Source organism: Aeromonas sp. R3-1, from assembly GCF_040908345.1.
Lineage (GTDB): Bacteria > Pseudomonadota > Gammaproteobacteria > Enterobacterales > Aeromonadaceae > Aeromonas > Aeromonas veronii.
Genome location: NZ_JBFODN010000228.1, coordinates 1 through 16,674, shown reverse-complemented (window position 1 = coordinate 16,674; position 16,674 = coordinate 1). Strand labels below are relative to the sequence as shown.

Below are 16,674 nucleotides of genomic sequence, written 5' to 3'. Positions count from 1 at the left end.
GACGGCATCGTACAGGGGGTCGGCTTTCGCCCCTTCGTCTATGGGCTGGCGTTGCGCCACGGCCTTGCCGGTTATGTGTTGAACGATGCCAACGGCGTCACTATTGGCGCCGAAGGATCGCCCGAGCAGCTCGCCAGCTTTGCCCGCCAACTGCGGGAACTGGCGCCGCCACTGAGCCGCATCGATCATTTCAGCGAGCGGGAACTGCCCCTCGCTCATGATCCCGACTTCGATGGCCAATTTCATGGCCAGTTTCGAATTAAAGCCAGCCAGCAGCAGAGCGCGGCCACGGTCGCCATCTCGCCGGATCAGGGGATGTGCGAGGCGTGCGCCCGGGACGTGGCCAACCCTTCGGATCGCCACCACCACTACCCCTTTACCAACTGCACCCACTGCGGCCCGCGCTACACCATCATCCGTCGCCTCCCCTACGACAGACCCCATACCGCCATGGCAGGCTTTGCCATGTGTCCGCGCTGTGCGGCGGCCTATGAAAACCCGCTGGACAGACGCTACCACGCCCAGCCGGTGAGCTGCCCCGAATGCGGGCCCCATCTCAGTTGGCGCTCGGGCCGCGGCGCTGCCCTGGCAGAACGCGAGGATGCCCTGCACGCCGCCGCCCGCGCCCTGAAAACCGGGGCGCTGATCGCAGTCAAGGGGATGGGGGGTTATCACCTGATGTGTGATGCCCGCAATGAACAGAGTGTGGCCAGATTACGAATGCTCAAGCGGCGCGCACGCAAGCCACTGGCGGTGATGATGGGCTCCCTTGCCGAGGCCAAATTGCATGTCACCGGCAGCGAGGCAGAGTGGAAGCTGCTCACCTCTCAGGCCAGACCCATCACCTTGCTGCGCAAGCGCAAAAACGATGATCGGCTCTCAGAATCCCAACTGACAGCCGCGCCGCTGGCCGAGGGGATCGCCCCCGGCATCCCCTACCTTGGGGTCATGCTCCCCTATACCCCGCTCCACCAACTGCTGCTGGACGCCTGCGCCATGCCGCTGGTGGCCACCAGCGCCAATGGTCGCGGCAGCCCGATCCTCATCGAGTGCGAAGAGGTAGTCAGGGAACTCGGCAGCGAGATTGACGGCATCCTGGATCACAACCGCCCCATCCTGCATCCGTGCGACGACAGTCTGGTGCAGTGGGCAGGCGGACGACGCCAGACGTTGCGGCTGGCCCGCGGCTATGCCCCCTGCACCCCCAGCCTGCAAGAGGCGGTCAAGGTGCCGCTCTTGGCGGTCGGGGCGCAGCAGAAGAACCAGCTGGCGCTCGCCTTCGGTCGCCAGCGCATCTACAGCCCCTATATCGGCGATCTGCACAACCTGCCGATGCAGGAGCACTTCGAGCAGACCCTGACCACCTTTCGCGAACTCTACGATCTCAAGCCAGAACTGCTGGTCTCGGATCGCCACCCGGGCTACCTCAGCCATCAGTGGGCCAAGGGCTATTGCCAGGGTCAGGGTGCCACCCACCTCGAGGTGCAACACCATCACGCCCACCTGCTGGGGGTGATGGCCGAGCACGACATCACGGGCCCGGTGCTGGGGGTTGCCTTCGATGGCACCGGCCTTGGCGATGACGGCACCCTCTGGGGCGGCGAGCTGCTGATCGCAGACGTTCAGGGCTTCGATCGGGTTGCCCACCTTGCTCCCTTCAAGCTGATCGGCGGCGAAGCGGCCATTCGCGAGCCGGTGCGCCAGCTGCTGGGGCTGCTGTTCGAATCCTATAGCGCGGAGCAGATCAGCGCCCTCGATATTCCGTTGATCAAGCAACTGCCCCTTAAGCGGATCAGCAACCTGCACCAGCTCTGGCAGCTGGGTCGCAACGCCCCTTACACCAGCTCCATCGGTCGGCTGTTCGATGTGGTGGCGGCGCTCTTGGGAGTCATCGACACCCCCGATTACGAGGGCGAAGCCGGGCTCCTGCTGGAGGCAGCCGCCTTGCAGCTTGCCCCCGATGAACAGCCCTTACCCCTCGCCTTTGATCTCAGCCAATCAGCAGAGGGGCCGCTGCTGATCGAGTGGGCCGAGCTCATCAATACCCTTGTCAGCGAGCGGCGCAAAGGCGCCGCCACCGCCAGCCTGGCCGCCGGTTTTATCCGTGCCATCAGCAATCTGGTGGTTGCCCTTGCCGAGCGCTTCCCCGGCTATCCGGTGGCGCTCGGGGGCGGCGTCTTTCAAAACCGGGTGCTGATGGACCAGCTTGTTCCCGCTCTCGAAGCGGCCGGTCGGCAGGTATTGACCAGCGAAACCCTGCCGCTCAATGACGGTGGCATCGCCGCCGGTCAGCTCTGGTTTGCCATCCACCATCTTGCCACGCATCAGCCTGTCACCACCGGTTGTGCCACCTTGTCGGAGTCCTGAAATTCATGTGTCTATCCATCCCCTCTCAGGTGGTGCAGCTGCACCCCGAAGATAACTGCGTCACCGTCGACACCCTGGGAGTGCAGCGGCGCGTCAGCTGCATGCTGCTCGAAGAGCCCCTCCAGGTGGGCGACTATGTGCTGCTCCATATCGGCTTTGTGATGAGCAAGATTGACGAAGAGGAGGCGCAGGCCAGCCTCGAGAGCTTCCGCCAGATGGTGGCCCTGATGCCCGATCAGGATATCTTGCCATGCTGACCTTGAATGATCTGTTTCAGGGCTTTCGCCAGCCCGAGGTGATCCGTGCCCTCGCAACCCAGATCACCGAACTGGCCAAATTACTCCCCGAACCGCTGCGGGTGATGGAGGTGTGCGGCGGCCATACCCACACCATCATGAAGTACGGCCTGCACCAGCTGCTGCCGGCCAGCATCGAGTTTGTCCACGGCCCCGGCTGCCCGGTCTGCATCATGCCCAAAGAGCGTATCGATCAGGCCATCGAGCTGGCGAGTCAACCGAGCGTCATTCTGGTCACTCTGGGTGACATGATCCGGGTGCCGGGCTCCAAAGGCACGCTGGCCCAGCAGCGGGCCAAGGGGAGCGATATTCGCCCCGTCTATGACCCCCTCGATGCCCTGCGTATCGCCAAAGAGAACCCGGAAAAAACCGTGGTCTTCTTCGCCATCGGTTTCGAGACCTCTACCCCGATGACTGCGGCGCTCTTGGCTGCCGCGGAAGAGCAAGGGATTGAGAACCTCCTGTTTCATATCAACCATGTGCTGGTGCCCCCCGCCATTCACGCCGTGATGGCCGACGGGGTGGCCAAGGTGAACGCCTTTATCGGCCCCTCCCACGTCAGTGTCATTACCGGCGCCGATATCTACCTGCCCATCGTCGATCGCTATCAGGTGCCAGTGGTGGTGAGCGGTTTCGAGCCGGTGGATGTGATGGAGGCGCTCTTGATGATGGTGCGCCAGAAGGTGGAGGGTCGCTACGCGCTGGAGGTGCAATACAGCCGCGCCGTCACCGCCAGCGGCAATAAAGCCGCCCAGCGGCTGGTCGAGCGCTTTTTCGAGACCCGCGAGCACTTTCGCTGGCGAGGTCTTGGCGATATCAACGCCTCGGCCCTGCGCCTGCGCGATGCCTTTGCCAAGCGCGATGCGGAGCGTCACTTCGCGCTCAATCAGACCCCCATCGATGACCACAAGGCGTGCCAGTGCGCCGATATCCTGCGCGGCCTGGCCAAACCGAACCAGTGCAACGTCTTTGGCCGGGGCTGCACCCCGACCCAGCCCATGGGCAGCTGCATGGTCAGCTCCGAGGGGGCCTGCAATGCCTACTACCGATATATGGGGATCCAGGAACAATGAGAGAAATCCAACTTAGCCACGGCGGCGGCGGCGTGGAGATGAACCAGCTGATCAACCAGCTCTTCTTTCGCCACTTTGGTAACGAGATCCTGTTGCGCGGTGAAGATGCCGCTCTGTTGCCGGTAGAGGGCCCCGTTGCTTTCACCACCGACAGCTTTACCGTCTCTCCGCTCTTTTTCGAGGGGGGTGATATCGGCAAACTGGCTATCGCCGGCACGGTCAATGATCTCGCCATGATGGGGGCCAAGCCCGAGTATCTGAGCTGCAGCTTTATCATCGAGGAGGGGTTCCCCTACGCCGATCTGGCCCGCATCGTCGAGTCGATGGCCGCGGAGCTTGCCAACAGCGGTGCCCGCATTGTCTGCGGCGACACCAAGGTGGTGCCCAAGGGAGCCGCCGACAAGATCTTTATCAACACCAGCGGGGTCGGCACCTTCCCGCTGCCTGAGCAGAGCCGGGGCATCTCGGTACGCAACCTCAAGGCCGGTGATGCCATTCTGGTGTCGCGGGATATCGGCAGCCACGGCGCCTGCATCCTGATGGCCCGTGACGCCCTGCAACTGGGATCTGATCTCAAGAGCGACTGCACCACCCTCTGGCCGCAGGTCGAAGCGCTGCTAAAAGCGGGGATTACCCCTCACGCCCTGCGCGACGCCACCCGCGGTGGCCTTGCCGCCGTGCTCAACGAGTGGAGCAGTGCCTCCCAGGTGGCCATCGAGCTGGAGGAGTCCGCTATTCCGGTGTGCGATCCGGTGCGCGGCCTGTGCGAGCTCTACGGTTTCGAGCCCCATGATCTCGCCAACGAGGGGACCATGGTGCTGGCCCTGCCTGCCGAACAGGCGCAGGACGCGCTGAGCATCTTGCGACAATTCAACCCCGCCGCAAGCCAGATCGGCGTGGTACAGGCGAGCGATCGTCACAAGGTGATCCTCAACAACCCCTGGGGCAGCCGCCGTTATCTGGAGCTGCCGCAAGGGGAACTGCTGCCGCGGATCTGTTGAGCAGCCATGCCGTTCCGTCAATTTCAGGGAGGAGTCACTGCTCCTCCCCATATCGGTTAAGGAGCCACCATGCACGAAATGTCTCTGGCCATGGCCGCCATCGATCTGGCGGCCGAACAGGCCACCCAGCGGGGTTTTACCAAGGTGACCGCCCTCTGGCTCGAGGTCGGCAGCTTCTCCTGCGTCGACCCGGACACCATTGCCTTCTGTTTCGAGGCCGCAGCCAAGGGCACCGCCGTCGAAGGGGCCCAGCTTCACTTTCAACACCAGGCGGCCGAGGCCTGGTGTTATGACTGCAACCAGACGGTCACCCTCACCGAGCGCGGGCAAGCCTGCCCCGAGTGTGGCGGATACAAATTACGAGTCGCGCAGGGTGATAGCCTGCGCATCACCGACATTGAGGTAAGTTGATATGTGTAGCGTATGCGGATGCGGCCAGGCGCGGATCGCCGGCCATGAGCACGATCATGAGCATCATCACGAACATGAACATCACCATGATCATGAGCAGAGTGCACCGCGCACCCTGATCATTCACCACCACTATCACCATCAGGGGGATGTCCATCACCACTACCACGGGGTGCGGGCACCCATAAGCCATGAGAGGCATGATCATCCCCACGACCATCATCATGATCATACCCACTCTCATGACCACGGCCATTCCCACACGCATGACCATGACCATGACCATGACCATGACCATGACCATGACCATGACCATCAGCAGGGTGATCTGCACTACGGCAAAGGGGAAGCGGGATTGTCGGTGCCCGGCATGGGGCAGCGCCAGCTGATCGCCATCGAGATGGATGTGCTGGCCAAGAACAATGCGCTGGCGGCCCACAACCGCGAACACTTCGACGAGGCGGCCCAGCTGGTACTCAATCTGGTGTCGAGCCCGGGTTCAGGCAAGACCACTTTGCTGTGCGAAACCCTGCGCCAGCTGGCCGACAAGCGCCCTTGTGCGGTGATCGAGGGTGATCAGCAGACCAGTGCCGACGCGGATCGTATCCGTGCCACCGGCGTCCCTGCCGTGCAGATCAACACCGGCAAGGGCTGCCATCTGGATGCCAAGATGGTTCACGACGCCTGCCACCAGCTGCCCGCCAATGAAGGGGGCATCCTCTTTATCGAGAACGTCGGCAATCTGGTCTGCCCCGCCAGCTTCGATCTCGGCGAGAAGTACAAGGTGGCGATCCTCTCCGTCACCGAGGGGGAAGAGAAGCCGCTGAAATACCCGGACATGTTTGCCGCCGCCCAGCTGATGGTGATCAACAAGATCGATCTGCTGCCCTACGTCAGCTTTGACGTGGCCCGCTGCATCGAGAACGCCAAACGGGTCAACCCCTATATTCAGGTGATCCAGGTCAGCGCCACCACGGGTGAAGGGATGGATGCCTGGCTGAACTGGCTGGCGACTGCCTGAGTGCGGATAGATCAAAACCGCTGATAACGGTGGATAACAAAAAAGGGAGGCTGATGCCTCCCTCTCTTTTATCTGCGCGCTTTGCCAACGATTCTCTCTGTATACAGAATGGCCAACGTTTCATACTCGCGCCCCCTCACCCTGGCCCTCTCCCCAGGGAGAGGGAACCGGTTTGTGGATGCTGGCAATAAGTTCGAAGTACGCGCACTGCGAGCATAACAACAAGCTTGTGCCCCCAAGCTTGGGGAGAGTCACCGTCTGCTCCCTTCTCCCCTTGCGGGAGAAGGGCTGGGGATGAGGGGGAACTAACCCTCAGGCCGCATTTTCAGCCAATACACCAGTCACGGGCTGCATCTCCCCAAAGCGCAGCACCCGATGGCAGATCTGGCGCAGCAGTGCCTGCTGGTGACTGAATATCACCATGCCAAGCCCGCGCTGTTCGCACTCAATCATCAACTCCCGCCAGAGCTGGCGCTGAATCTGCGGATCCAGCTGGGCAGTCACCTCGTCGGCAATCAGCAACCGGGTGCGGGGATCGAGGGCGCGCAGCAGCGCGATGCGGGCCAGCTCGCCACCGGAGAGTTGACCGGGTTTACGACCGAGCCATTCAGGCTTGATCATAAAGCGGGCCAGCATGGCCTCATCGGGGCGCCATACATCCCAGAGCGCCTGCCCGGTGGTGCGATAGGGATTGAAAGTGAGTTCCGGGTGCTGGGGCACCAGCTGGATGGGGTTATAGCCTTTTACCCGTTCAGGCACCGGCTGCCCATCCAGCACTATTTCCCCGCTTCCCCGAACCGGTTGCCAACCGGCCAATACCCGTCCCAGCGTGGTTTTGCCATGGCCGCTGGGGGCGGAGATACCGAGCCGCTCCCCCGCTTTCACCGTCAGTGATAACCCCTGCCAGAGGGGACGTTCCCCCTGGGCGATAGTGAGATTTCGTACTTCAAACATCAGGAAACCTCCGGCACAGAGAAGAGCGCATTGAACTCCGGCAGCGCCTGCCAGTGGGCACGGAGCATCTCGCTCCCCTGCCCTTGCCGCAGATGGTGGCTGCTCAAGGTATCGCTCACTTGGCCCTTATGGAGAGCGACTATGCGATCGGCAAAGCGGGCCGCCAGCGCCAGATCGTGGGTGACCCAGAGGATACCGCTGCCCTGATTGGCCAATTCACGCAACTGGCCAAGCAGCAGACAAGCCAGCCCCTCGTCGAGCCAGGCGGTGATCTCGTCTGCCAGAATGTAGCGAGCGCCGCCGAGGGCCGCGGTGCAGGCCAGAATGCGCTTGGCCATGCCGCCGGAGAGCTGGCGCGGGAATCTGTCCAGGGTGGTCGCGGGCAGCTGATAGCGCAGCAACTGCTCGCCGAGCCGCTCGCGAGAACCATTCTGGCCGCACAGACGTGCCGCACGTCCCAGCTGACGCTCCACCGTCAGCAGCGGATTGAGGGCGCTCACCCCCTGCGGCACATAGCAGAGGGTGTGGCCGCGCAGACGGGCCCTGCTGGCGTCGCACAGCGGTGTGCCATCGAGGGAGATGCTGCCGCGCATCCTCAGGTTGTCCGGCAGCAATGTCAGGGCGCTTTGCAGCAGCAGGCTCTTGCCCTCGCCGCTCCCCCCCACCAGCGCCACTATCTCCCCCGGTGCCAGTTGCAGGCTGATATCGGTCAGCAAAGGCTGCCAGCTGCGCCGCCCCAGCCAGGAGTAGTGGGCTGCCTCTATGGTCACCTGATCAAAACTCAGCATGGTTCACTCCTGTGCCACAGCAGCTGTTGCAGAGCGCGGGTAGCCTGATCAAACAGCAACACCAGCAGCAGCAACATCAGCCCCGGGAAGAGGGCCAGCCACCAACCGCCACCGGCCAGATAACGCAGGGCATCGGCCAGCAGCAAACCCAGCGAGGCCTCGTGGGCCGCCAGCCCAAAGCCGAGAAAGCTCAAGGCCGCGCTGTGCAGCACCGCATGGGGAAACATCAGCAGGGTGCCGATAAACCACTGGGGCAACAGGCCCGGTAGCAGGTGGGTGCGCCAGCGACGCAGCGCCCCCATCCCATGACAACGGGCCAGCACCACATAGTCGCTGCAGGCGATCCGCCGTGCTTCTGCGCAGAGAATGAGCGCCAGCTTGGGCCAGTGGGTGAGCGCTACCGCCAGGATCACCCCGCGCATGCCCCCCCCTACGGTAAAGCAGATCAGGATCAGCAGCAGCATATGGGGCAGCGCCAGCATGGCGTCGATGAGCAGCCGCACCGCCACATCACATCTGGGGTGAATGAGCGACACGCTTGCCGCCACCATGGCCAGCAGGCCACTGCAGAGAGCCGTGCTGATGCCAAGCTCCAGACTGGTGAGGGTACCCTGAAAGGCGCGCAACCAGAGATCCCGCCCCATCTGATCGGTGCCAAACCAGTGGGCCAGCGAGGGGGGCTTCTGGCGCGCCAGCAGATCCATCGGCACATCCTGATGAGAGAGGCTCCAGCCGTAAGTGGCCAGCAGCGCCAATCCGAGCAGGGCAAAAACCAGCCGCAGTATGGAGGGAAGCGGATTAAACAGCATGCTCACCCTCCCAACCCCGATTGATGCGCGCCAGCAGCAAACTGGCCACCGTATTGCCAATAAAGACCAGCAGGGTACAGAAGAGCACTATGCCCATCAGCAAGGGAATATCGCCCCGCAGCCCTGCATCCACGGTGGCCTGGCCGAGCCCCGGATAGGAGAAGACCTTCTCCGCCAACAGCGAGCCGCCAATCAGCTCGCCAAGGGAGGCAAACTGCAGGCAGAGCGCCGGGGTCAGGGCGTGGCGCAGCACATGAAAACGCAGCATGGGCCAGCCGCCATCCCCCTGAGCGCGGGCGTAGCGGATAAAGTCGCTCTCCAGCACCTCGGCCACCCGCGCCCGGGTATGCAGGGCAATATTGCCCAGCCCGAGCAGGGCGAGCGTGGTGACCGGCAGCAGCAGATGACGCAACCGCATGGCCCAATCCGCCTCATCGGCAGCGAGCCCCGGCGTCCAGGCGCAGCAGACCGGCAGTAGCGGCCAGTGCACCGCAAACAGGGCGAGCAGCAACAGGCCGACCCAGAAGGTGGGCAGGGAGGCAAGCAGGTAGGCAAAGCGGCAAATAAGACGATCAGGCCAGCGGTTGAGATAGCGACCGGCGCAGAGGCCCAGCAAAATCCCGAAAAAGCCGGAGAGCAGCCAGGCACCCGCCAGCAACAGGAAGGAGGCAGCAAAGCGCTGGCCTATTACCTCACCCACAGGTGCGTTATAGAGCATGGAGTAACCGAGATCCCCCTGCAGCACCTGGCTAAACCAGTGCCAGTAGCGCAGCCAGAGCGGCTGATCCAGCCCCCAGCGGGCGGCAATTCGGGCGTACTGCTCCGGCGGCACATGGAGCAGATCGTTGCCGATATAGGCCTTGATGGGGTCGATGGGGGAGTAACTCAGCAGCACAAAGGTGGCGACAGAGACCAGACATAACAGCCCTGCCAGACGCAGCAGGGCTTTTAGCAACAGATAACCTGAATGACTCAAGGGCGAACTTAACGGCACGTCCACCGCCAATCCTGCAGGTTGTTGAGGAGTGACCAGCTACCGTGGATTTCCGGCGCCCCCTTGCCAAGATCGATGCAACGGTTGGCGAGATAGGTGTGCTGCACATTGAGCAGCCAGGCCCAAGCGGCATCTCCCTGCACTCCGGCGCCGGTTTTGCCATCCCACTCCACCTGCTGCCAGAACGGCACGGCCGCCTGCCAGTTCGGGGCATCAAGCGCCTGCTTGAGGTGGCTATCCACCACAGGGTTGCTGTAGTAGCCCGGATTGTAGAACTCCACGCCACCGGAGCCGCTCTGGTAGTGGTGATAGAGCTCCATGGGATCCAGACTCCCCCACCCCATCAGCACCGGATTGGCGTGCATCTCCCGCTCCACCTGCTCCCAGCTGCCGGACTTGAGGCTCACCTCGAGGCCGATGGGTTTGAGCATGGCGCGCACCGCTTCCGCCAGATCCCGGCGGGTGCTGTCACCACTGGTGTACCAGAGGGTAAAGGCGGCGCGCAGGTCGCCCTTGTGGCGAATGCCGTCACTGCCCATCTTCCAGCCCGCCTCGTCTAGCAGGGCGTTGGCATGGGCGACATCGCCATCCTTGAAGGCGGTGGCTTTGTTTAGCCAAGGCAGGCCTTCTACCGCGCTGTAAGCGGGGATGGCATGTCCTTCCAGCAGCTGATCGGCCAGCAGCTTGCGGTCGATGGCGTAGTTGATGGCGCGGCGCACCGCTACATCCGAGGTCACGTCGTTGCCGATGGGATAACCCTTGGCATCCTTGCCACCCGCTAGCGGAATGGGGAAGACGATGCCGCGGTTCTCGACACTCGGCCGCACCCACAGCTTGAGGGAAGCAGGCACGGTTGGCACCAGTGACGGGGCGATGCGCACCACATCGAGCTGGCTACTCTGGGCCGCGGCATAGGCGCTCTCTTCATCGATAAAGACAAACACCAGCCGTTTGAAATCATTGTTGCCGCCGGCGTAATAGGGGTTCGCCTCCACCACCAGCTGTTGCCCGGGCAGGAAGCTCACCAACCGGTAAGGGCCGGCACCGACCGGTTTTTGAGCATAGGCTTTTGCGTCGTAATCCCGCTTCGACACTATCCCCAAGGATCCCAGCACGTTGACGAAGGTGCTCTGAGGGGCGCTAAGAGTGATGGCCACCTCGGTGGGCGAGAGCACCTTGGCCGAGACAAAGTTGCCCATGTCGATCTTGCCGCCGCCCTTGGCTGCGCTGTTGTAGGTAAAGGCCACATCTTCGGCGGTGAGCGGCGCGCCGTTGGAGAATTTCAGGTCAGGCTTGAGGGTAATGAGCCACTCCTTGCCATCCTTGCTCGGGGTCACCGCTTGGGTGAGCACATTCTGCCAGCTGAGATCGGCGTTCTGCTTGAGCAGCGGGCTATGCAACAGCAGGTAGCTGCCGTGGCTCCAGCCAAGCAAAGGGTCAAACCCTTCGGTGGGTTCGGCGCCGATGGCGAGCTTAAGCTCGGCAGGCACAGGTTGGACAGCGGCCAGCGCCGCGTGAGAGGCAGTGCCCAGCAGCAGGGTCAACAGGGCAGTAGCGCTGGATCTAGCGTAATGGCGAAGGGAATTGCGCGGAACAGTCATGGGGATCCTTCTTGTTTTGTACCACTCACGGATCATCACTCAAAAAAGAGGCGGAATGCGTGTCTGAACATGGGAGTGAGGGGCCAAAATGGCCCCCTATTCTAAACTTGATTTCGCGTGAAACCTAGCGACTATGCCGGTTGACCGCGCCGGGCACCGAATAGCCGTCTGCGACCCAGATCCACACCGCTAGCCCCTTGCTGCACCGGCAAGGAGAGCAGCATCTTGAGGGTGCTGCTCACCAGCGTTCTACCCTGATTAGCACCGAGATGGGGTTCGAGCGGCGACATCAGGGAGCAGGCCAGCAACTGACCACTTTCGGGCAATTCACCCACCATAAAGGTCATGTTGCCGCAGGGGAGCTGCAGGGCGAGTCGATCGCTGCTGCTGCGCACCGGCCAAAGCTGATCCGGCCCCGGCAGCACCACCACGCTCAACATCCAGGGGGTGAGCACGCAGCCAAGCCACTGCTCTTCAAACAACACGCACTCCGCAACGATTGGCATGGTGACGTGATAGAAGGGCAACGCCTGCATCTCTTCGCGAGCGATCCGCTCGTACTGGGCTACCAGCAAGGGTGCTGGATTGGTGGCAAAACCGGCAAACTCCTGTGCCGTCTCCGGTACTCTCTCCAGCACTCTATCAACCTCGCTTAAATGGGACTGCGCCATAGGCCCTCCCGCGCTTGTTCAGCTTTCTCCTGCTCAGAGAGCGGGATGGCGGGGGCTCCGACACTGGCCAGCAGGGTCAAGATCCGATCCGTCGCCTCCCCCATGGCCGCCGCCACCACAGGGGTGAGGCCAATGCGCGGTTCGAGGGATTCGGGCTCGACCCCGATCAGGGTGAGCCGCTTTGGCGACTCCCCCGTCATATGCAGCGCCGAGAGCACATCCGCCAGCCCCAGCTGATGGGGGGAGATCTTGCGGCCAAACAGGGTCGGGATCTCCTCATCTTTCAGAGTCACTACGGTGCCCGGCGGATTACCGCTGCGCACCGCATCCACCAGAATGATGTGATCGCGACTGGCCATCGCTTCGAGCAGCTCCATGCCGGCGGTACCGCCGTCGAGCAGCTCGATGCCGGGGGCGAACCAGTAGTTGCGCCCCAGCGCCTCGACGATGCGAACCCCCACCGCCTCATCGCTCAACAGCAGGTTGCCGACGCCCAAGATCAGGATGTTCATCACAACACCTTCACCTGAGTTGTTTCGCCACTCTGGGTATCCACCACATGCACCGCGCAGGACATGCAGGGATCGAACGAGTGGATGGTGCGCACCACTTCCAGCGGCTTGGCCGGATCGGCTACCGGGGTACCCACCAGCGATTGCTCGTAGGGGCCGGGTTCATCGTTGAAGTTGCGCGGGCCCGAGTTCCAGGTCGATGGCACCACCGCCTGATAGTTCTCGATCTTGCCGCCCTTGATGACGATCCAGTGGGAGAGCATGCCGCGCGGCGCCTCTTCAAAGCCCACTCCGCGAAACTCCTTGTCCGCCGGGATCTCCGCCTTGATATAGGCGGTGGTATCCCCCTTGCCGATGTTGTCCACCAGCGCCTTCCACTGGTGCGCCAAGGTATCTTTGAGCACGCAGCAGCGCACCGCACGGCCGATGATGCGGCCCATGGTGGAGTGCAGCTGCTCAGTCTTGATGGCCGAGCCGGTGAGCGCCTTGTAGATGCCGTTCAGCTGATCGAAGTGCGCTACCGTCTCCGGGTGTTTGGCGGCCAGCTTGACCAAGAGGTCTGCGAGCGGCCCCACCTCCACCACCTTGCCGTAGAAGGTGGGGGATTTGACCCAGGAGTATTTGCCGTCATCCTGCCAGCCGGTGTAGTTCGGCTCGGTCTTGCCCTCCCACGGCTTGAGAGGCTCGTCATCCTTGTACCAGGCGTGCTTGTTGCTCTCGGCGATGCCGTCCATCAGCCAGCCATCCTGATGGCTCTCGATGGGGCGATATCCCGCCAGATTGCCATTCTCGATATAGCCGCCCGGCATCAGGAAGCTGCCTCCGTCACCGTCGGTGGGGAGCTCCGGCACGCTCAGGTAGTGCTTGGCCCCCTGCCCCAGATGCAACCACTCGGGGTAGTGCGCGGCGATGATGGCAGCATCCACCTTGTAGACCTGCTCGATAAACTCGCCGAGCCGGTCGATAAAGCTCTTCACATAGAGCAGCCGCTCGAGGTTGAGCACGCTTGGTGCATCCAGATTGATGGGGTTGGCCACGCCGCCCACCGCCAGATTCTGGATGTGCGGGCTCTTGCCACCGAGGATGGCGACAATGCGGTTGGCATCGCGCTGGCACTCCAGCGCCTGCAGGTAGTGGGCCACGGCGATGAGGTTTACCTCCGGGCTCAGCTTCATCTCCTTGTGACCCCAATAACCGTTGGCAAAGATGCCGAGCTGGCCGCTCGCCACCAGCGCGCGGATCTTGTCCTGCACCTTGGTCAGTTCATCGGCACTGTTGAGGGACCAGGTTGATACCCCCTCGAGCATGTCCGCCGCTTTTTGCGGATTGGCCTCAAGGGCCGCGGTGATGTCCACCCAGTCCAGCGCGGAGAGCTGATAGAAGTGGACGATGTGATCGTGGATGTTGTGGGCCGCGATGATGAGGTTGCGGATAAACTGGGCGTTGACCGGCACCTTGGCACCGATGGCGTTCTCCACCGCTCGCACCGAGGCGATGGCGTGAATGGAGGTACATACCCCGCAGATGCGCTGCACTATCATCCAGGCATCGCGCGGGTCGTTGCCCTTGACGATCTCCTCCATCCCGCGCCACATGGTGCCGGACGACCAGGCTTTGGTCACTTTACCGCCTTCGATTTCGCAGTCGATACGCAGGTGCCCCTCAATGCGGGTGATGGGGTCTATGGTGATACGTTGGCTCATACGTTGGCTTTCCCTCGGGCCTGATAATCTTGGTGAACACGTTCAAGTGATGGCAGTACCGGCAGCAGCCGGATCAACAGCAAATAGGCACACACCTCGATGGCAACAAAGCCCAGAGAGATCAGCACCTCCTCCGCAGAGGGGAAGTAGTGGTAGCCATTGCCGGGGTTGAAGGCGAGCAGGGAGTAATCCAGCCGCCAGAGGGCGGCGCCCAGCAGCATGCTGAGGGCCCCCAGGAACAACATGCGCGAATCCCGGCGGCTCTTGTCCCAGTGGAACACCAGCAGCGGGAAGATCATCAGCGCAATCTCGCTCCAGAACATGATGGAGAAGCGATTGAACTCGGAGAGATACTCCGACTTGTCGTGGATGACGATCTCGGCAAAGCGCAGCGCCACAAACAGTATCAGGAAGATGTCGATCACCTGGGTCAGCTTGTAGAAGAGCGACTTCTCATTGGGGCCCCGCCCCGCCAGTCCCGCCTGCACCAGAGAGCCCTCAAATACCACGATAGAGAAGCCCATGATGAAGGCGGTCAGCAGCGAAAAGACCGGCAGCAACTCGTAGCTTTGCCAGAGCGGATGGATCTTCTCCCCCGCCACTATCATCAACGAGCCCATGGAGGATTGGTGCATGGTGGGCAGCAGAGCCCCCAGCGCCAGCACGAAGAACATGATCTTGTTGAGGCGAATGAGGGACGCCTTCCAGCCGAACTTCTCCAGCAGCACGGGAGCGAACTCCAGCGCCATCACCCCGATATAGATGGTCATGCAGACCGCCGTCTCGAACAGCACCGAGGAGGTGTTGAAGTGACCGGGCAGGTAGAAGTACGGCAGGTTCCAGTAACGGCCCACGTCGATGGTGATGGAGAGGCCGCCCAGCGAGTAGCCAAACAGGCTCGCCAAAAGAGCCGGCCGCACCAGCGGATGATACTCGCCCCGGTTGAACACATAGACAGCCCAGGCCAGTGCCCATCCGCCGCAGGCGAAACCGGTGCCGATCAGCAGATCGAACGAGATCCAGAGTCCCCAGGGATAACCGCCATTCAGATCAGTGACCGAACCCAGCCCGAAGACGAGGCGTTTTAAAATCAACATGCCGCACAGCACGGCAAAGGGGGCCAGCACCAGCACAGGCCAGCTGACCAGCTTGCCGCCGAGGGGATACGCCTTGTGGTTACTCATGATCCTTGCCTCCCTTTGTGGTGCCCTGATCCTTGATCTGCGCACTCCCCTGATCATGGCCATCGTCATGATGGTGTTCGTGACCATTCTTGGTGTTGCGGCGAATGAGCACCGAGAGGCCGGTCAGCACCACCATGGGCAGCACCATCCCCTTGTAGAGGGTGTGCTGGATATGCTCGGAGCGGGCACCGGAGGAGAGCTCCGGCAAGTCGGGCATGTCGAGCTTGGTATAGGGCACCCCGGCCAGCACCAGCACCTGGGTGCCGCCCCCCTCTTTCTCGCCATAGACGTAAGGCTGGTAGTTGGGCACCTCGTGCAGGTAAGGGTCGTTGGCAGAGAGGGTCTGGCGCGGATAGGCATATTCGCTGCCCGGAGTCGCCAGCAGACGACGCTTGGCCTCGGCCATCAGCTCCTCGCGGGTGCCGAAGATCACGGCGCCGGTCGGGCACACCTCGACACAGCCGGGCAACTTGCCCTGATCGATCCGCTCCAGCCCTTTCTGGTTGCAGAGCTCGCACTTGTGGATCGCCCCCAGCGGGTTGTCATAGTCATATTTGGGCACATCGAACGGGCAACCCACCATGCAGTAGCGACAGCCGGTGCAGACGCTCGGGTCGTAGTGAACGATGCCGGTCTTGGGATCTTTTTTAAGAGCCTGCACCGGACAGACAGAGACGCAGTTGGGATCGACACAGTGCATGCACTGCTTCTTGATGTAGGCGTAGCCATCCACCAGCTGATCCTTGTGCTCGCCAGTGCCGCTCTTCCACACCTGAATGATGTTGTTGGTGTAAGGGGTCAGCTTGTCGTTGTTGGACCAGGTTTGCGCCCCGGCTGGGTTGGTCGGGTTGCCGTTGAGGCGCTGACACTCCGCCACACAGGCCTGACAGCCGACGCAAAGGGTAGAGTCATACAACATGCCGAGCGCGCCGGGAATGGGCGGCTTGTTCTTGGCCGCCGCCAGTGCGGTGCCGGGTACGGCTGTGCCCGCCGCCAGTGCACCGACGGAGGCAAATTTGAGGAAGTTTCGTCTGTTCACGGTTACTCCTCCCGTGATGGGTGCTGCCCGGCTTCGTGGCGTTTTTGCTGGCGACCGAGTTCACGCACCGTCATCAGACTCACCCCTACCAGCACCCCGAGGGCACCACCGATAAGGCCGGTCGCGGTGGGCGAGGTATAGCCCCCCTCCTGAATTTTTACATCGGGTTTATCCACCCGCGGAGTCGGGTTCTCGACCTTGGCGAGCTGGAAGATTCCCTTGCTAAAACCGACCCCCTGCTCGTTGCAGC

17 protein-coding genes and 1 pseudogene are annotated in these 16,674 nt (G+C 62.3%); 6 read left to right on the top strand and 12 right to left on the bottom strand.

What is annotated here, in order from left to right; genetic code table 11:
- From hypF to hypA, 5 genes are all read left to right on the top strand, one after another.
- The coding region (hypF, locus tag AB5Y85_RS14710) for a carbamoyltransferase HypF (protein WP_368221665.1) at positions 1–2,367 on the top strand (2,367 nt) is incomplete at its 5' end.
- Between the two features lie 5 nt (positions 2,368–2,372).
- Complete coding sequence (locus tag AB5Y85_RS14705; RefSeq protein WP_064337840.1) at positions 2,373–2,624, top strand: HypC/HybG/HupF family hydrogenase formation chaperone; 252 nt, start codon at positions 2,373–2,375, stop codon at positions 2,622–2,624.
- The gene (gene hypD, locus AB5Y85_RS14700) at positions 2,618–3,736 is read left to right on the top strand and encodes a hydrogenase formation protein HypD (protein WP_257687901.1); all 1,119 of its coding nucleotides are present in this window, start codon (positions 2,618–2,620) and stop codon (positions 3,734–3,736) included. The genes AB5Y85_RS14705 and hypD overlap by 7 nt, the downstream gene beginning before the upstream one ends.
- Positions 3,733–4,737 (top strand): hydrogenase expression/formation protein HypE, encoded by a 1,005-nt coding sequence (gene hypE / locus AB5Y85_RS14695; RefSeq protein ID WP_257687900.1) that lies wholly within the window; start codon positions 3,733–3,735, stop codon positions 4,735–4,737. The genes hypD and hypE overlap by 4 nt, the downstream gene beginning before the upstream one ends.
- Positions 4,738–4,806: 69 nt before the next feature.
- Positions 4,807–5,148: a hydrogenase maturation nickel metallochaperone HypA gene (gene hypA, locus AB5Y85_RS14690; protein ID WP_024944968.1), complete on the top strand. Its 342-nt coding sequence runs from the start codon at positions 4,807–4,809 to the stop codon at positions 5,146–5,148.
- Here hypA and AB5Y85_RS14685 read toward each other — a convergent pair.
- On the bottom strand, positions 5,126–5,452 hold the full coding sequence (locus AB5Y85_RS14685; protein ID WP_368221661.1) for a hypothetical protein: 327 nt from the start codon (positions 5,450–5,452) through the stop codon (positions 5,126–5,128). The two genes, hypA and AB5Y85_RS14685, sit on opposite strands and share 23 nt — an antisense overlap.
- On the opposite strand from AB5Y85_RS14685, the gene hypB reads away from it, so the two are divergent.
- Positions 5,333–6,169, top strand: coding sequence for a hydrogenase nickel incorporation protein HypB (gene hypB, locus AB5Y85_RS14680; protein ID WP_368221667.1), 837 nt, complete (start codon positions 5,333–5,335; stop codon positions 6,167–6,169). The genes AB5Y85_RS14685 and hypB overlap by 120 nt on opposite strands.
- Positions 6,170–6,481: 312 nt before the next feature.
- Here the strand turns inward: hypB and AB5Y85_RS14675 are convergent, their stop codons facing one another.
- The 11 genes and pseudogenes from AB5Y85_RS14675 to AB5Y85_RS14625 all read right to left on the bottom strand — a co-directional run.
- Positions 6,482–7,123 (bottom strand): ATP-binding cassette domain-containing protein, encoded by a 642-nt coding sequence (locus AB5Y85_RS14675; RefSeq protein WP_257687897.1) that lies wholly within the window; start codon positions 7,121–7,123, stop codon positions 6,482–6,484.
- Entirely contained in the window at positions 7,123–7,911 is a 789-nt protein-coding gene (locus tag AB5Y85_RS14670; protein WP_257687896.1) for an ATP-binding cassette domain-containing protein, read from the bottom strand. Before AB5Y85_RS14670 ends, AB5Y85_RS14675 begins: the two co-directional genes overlap by 1 nt.
- Positions 7,905–8,720 carry an ABC transporter permease gene (locus AB5Y85_RS14665; protein WP_257687895.1) on the bottom strand — a complete coding sequence of 272 codons (816 nt, stop codon included), beginning with the start codon at positions 8,718–8,720 and terminating at the stop codon, positions 7,905–7,907. Before AB5Y85_RS14665 ends, AB5Y85_RS14670 begins: the two co-directional genes overlap by 7 nt.
- The gene (locus tag AB5Y85_RS14660) at positions 8,710–9,720 is read right to left on the bottom strand and encodes an ABC transporter permease (protein ID WP_257687894.1); all 1,011 of its coding nucleotides are present in this window, start codon (positions 9,718–9,720) and stop codon (positions 8,710–8,712) included. Before AB5Y85_RS14660 ends, AB5Y85_RS14665 begins: the two co-directional genes overlap by 11 nt.
- Positions 9,705–11,315 carry an ABC transporter substrate-binding protein gene (locus tag AB5Y85_RS14655; protein WP_368221656.1) on the bottom strand — a complete coding sequence of 537 codons (1,611 nt, stop codon included), beginning with the start codon at positions 11,313–11,315 and terminating at the stop codon, positions 9,705–9,707. Before AB5Y85_RS14655 ends, AB5Y85_RS14660 begins: the two co-directional genes overlap by 16 nt.
- A gap of 131 nt (positions 11,316–11,446) precedes the next feature.
- A complete protein-coding gene (gene hybE / locus AB5Y85_RS14650) occupies positions 11,447–11,986 on the bottom strand; it encodes a hydrogenase-2 assembly chaperone (RefSeq protein WP_257687893.1) in 540 nt (179 codons plus the stop codon).
- Entirely contained in the window at positions 11,968–12,498 is a 531-nt protein-coding gene (locus AB5Y85_RS14645; RefSeq protein ID WP_257687892.1) for a HyaD/HybD family hydrogenase maturation endopeptidase, read from the bottom strand. Before AB5Y85_RS14645 ends, hybE begins: the two co-directional genes overlap by 19 nt.
- Positions 12,498–14,201 carry a hydrogenase 2 large subunit gene (gene hybC / locus AB5Y85_RS14640; protein WP_257687891.1) on the bottom strand — a complete coding sequence of 568 codons (1,704 nt, stop codon included), beginning with the start codon at positions 14,199–14,201 and terminating at the stop codon, positions 12,498–12,500. Before hybC ends, AB5Y85_RS14645 begins: the two co-directional genes overlap by 1 nt.
- A complete protein-coding gene (hybB, locus tag AB5Y85_RS14635) occupies positions 14,198–15,385 on the bottom strand; it encodes a Ni/Fe-hydrogenase cytochrome b subunit (RefSeq protein ID WP_021230238.1) in 1,188 nt (395 codons plus the stop codon). Before hybB ends, hybC begins: the two co-directional genes overlap by 4 nt.
- Positions 15,378–16,424, bottom strand: a complete 1,047-nt coding sequence (hybA, locus tag AB5Y85_RS14630; RefSeq protein ID WP_236374936.1) for a hydrogenase 2 operon protein HybA — start codon at positions 16,422–16,424, stop codon at positions 15,378–15,380. The genes hybB and hybA overlap by 8 nt, the downstream gene beginning before the upstream one ends.
- A 2-nt stretch (positions 16,425–16,426) precedes the next feature.
- Positions 16,427–16,674, bottom strand: a pseudogene (locus AB5Y85_RS14625) (hydrogenase 2 small subunit); the annotation flags it as partial.